The following is a 2,246-nucleotide window of genomic DNA, read 5'->3' as shown; positions in this document are numbered from 1 at the left end:
GGTAGTTGAAGTTGTAGTCGGCTCTTCGGTTGTTGTGGTAGTTGAAGTTGTAGTCGGCTCTTCAGTAGTCGTAGTTGTAGTGGTTGTGGTGGTTGTAGTTGTTGTAGTAGTTTCTTCCTTCGGATTCACAATCGTTTTGGTTACCGAATGATCTGCTCCAAAATCTTCTACATTAACCACAGTATCGGCTTCTTTGATGATATGACCTGAAGGGGCTTCAATTTCAGTTAAGATATATTTATCTTTTAACAGTTTACCAACGGCAATATTACCATTTTCGTCTGATTCAAACTCACCGATAACTTGATTATTAGCTTGACGAACAACTCTAAATTTAGCACCTTTAAGTGGTTGGTTAGCATCATCGACTTTATGAATATTGATTGAGTAAACATAACCAAGACCAGCACCACCAGGAATTTGAACGGCAGCAGCATTCGTTACATTTTTGGTTTCAATACCTAGACCTTTAAGAGTTGCTTCATTTCTCAAGACCTCTCCGTCGGCAGGATCATAATTTAAACGAACATTATAAGCAATACGATATTGGTCATTTTCAGTAACATCACCTAAATCGATAACAAATGATTGACCATCTTCGCTAATTGTAATCTTATGTTGGTCTGTTACATCAACTCTATCAGAGAATACCCATTCACCAGCATCATAAGAGAATTTACCTTTAATAATTTTAATGCTATCTTTTTCGTAAGAAGCATTCGTAAATTGTAAGTGATCTTCGAGTGTGGCATTCTTAATATTTTGCTTTGTACGATTGACAGAAATCGTGTATTGAATTTCCCTTTGGTCCCCTGCGTTTACCCAACTAGTCTTTGTTAAAAGTCTAGGATTTCCGTCGCCAACACCAGTAAATGAAACTTTACCAGCAATTTTTGTTTCCTTATTAACGGTGATTTCTATTGGAACCTCACCTTTTTGAGGGTGTTTTTTGAAATCGATACGAGCGTAAAAGAAGAATGATCCGCTTGTATCTGAGTGTTTTTCAACATAATCCGTATAGGTAATTGTAATGGATTTATTATCTGGGTTTACTTTAGCATTTGCGATAACTTCATTCGTATTTAAATCTTTAATTGGAAACGAACTTGAAGTAATCATCAAAGCATCTGGAACAGTAACTACAGTTGAATCTCCTGCTTTAACATTTTTTCCAGACAAATCAAAATCAGCGTTGATTCGGAAGGTTGCCCACTGTTGTAAGTCCCAGTCGAGAACTCCGCCTTCGTTATTTGATACTTTAACATTTTGGATTGTATCAACAAATTTTCCAGACACTGAAACCTCAGGAGTTTCAGCAAAAGTTTTATTCAAACTAAATACGAAAATAGTTGTCAATACAAAGATCAAAAATGAGAAAATACTAAACTTTTTCTTTTTGTCCATTTTTACTTTCCTTTTTCATAAAATTGGGCGTTTTATAAAAAATCGTTTATTTACACTTTTATTAAGGAAGAGTGTAAATAAAATAATCGTTTATAAGACACACAGCTACTACATAACTTTGTAGGAAATATTGTTTAATATGCAAGCTCCTGTTGGGATTTGAAATCAAATATATTTTCTACAAAGTGAATTATATCACAAATAAAACAATGTATCAACCCAAAATATGTTTGTATATTATAAAATCATATCAAAATATAGCATAAATTGATGAGGTGAGCTATATATCCAATTTTAATAGAGATGCATATATTAGAGTGGAGCAAATAATTTTGAAGTTTATTTTAAAGAGTTAAGGATTAGAAAAAGGATTTACCTCTAAATTAGAAGTAAATCCTTTTAAAACCTTTTGTCAAACTTTAAGATAAATTAGTAAGTTAAAATACAGACCGCTAGTTATTAGACATTTTACGTTTCATTACAATAGCACCTGATAGGACAAGTACTCCTGAGAATACTAGGCCAGTCGCTACGACTTCACCTGTACTTGGGAGAAGAACTTTGCGTCCACCACCGTTACCATCTCCATTTCCGCCAGGGTTTCCTGGTGTTGTAGTTGTTGTGGTGGTTGTACCACGTTTTCCGCCAGGATTTCCTGTTGTAGTTGTTGTAGTTGTATCTTCACTTACTGTAGTAGTTGTTGTAGTTGCGTCTTCACTTACTGTAGTAGTTGTTGTGGTTTCTTCTTCGCTTGATGAAGTGGTTGTTGTGGTTGTAGGTTCCTCTGTGGTTGTTGTAGTCGTTGTGGTTGTAGGTTCCTCTGTGGTTGTTGTAGTCGTTGT

At 35.0% G+C, this 2,246-nt stretch carries 2 protein-coding genes; both read right to left on the bottom strand.

What is annotated here, in order from left to right; genetic code table 11:
- Positions 1-1,404 (bottom strand): Ig-like domain-containing protein (locus ADH49_RS09555; protein ID WP_048692053.1); only part of this gene is annotated, 1,404 nt, incomplete at its 3' end.
- 452 nt (positions 1,405-1,856) lie between these two features.
- The coding region (locus ADH49_RS10225; RefSeq protein WP_048692051.1) for an LPXTG cell wall anchor domain-containing protein at positions 1,857-2,246 on the bottom strand (390 nt) is incomplete at its 5' end.

The organism is Streptococcus sp. 400_SSPC (assembly GCF_001072745.1).
In the GTDB taxonomy this organism is placed as follows: domain Bacteria; phylum Bacillota; class Bacilli; order Lactobacillales; family Streptococcaceae; genus Streptococcus; species Streptococcus xiaochunlingii.
The sequence above is the reverse complement of the archived record's forward strand: the minus strand, read 5'-3'. Positions and strand labels throughout refer to the sequence as shown.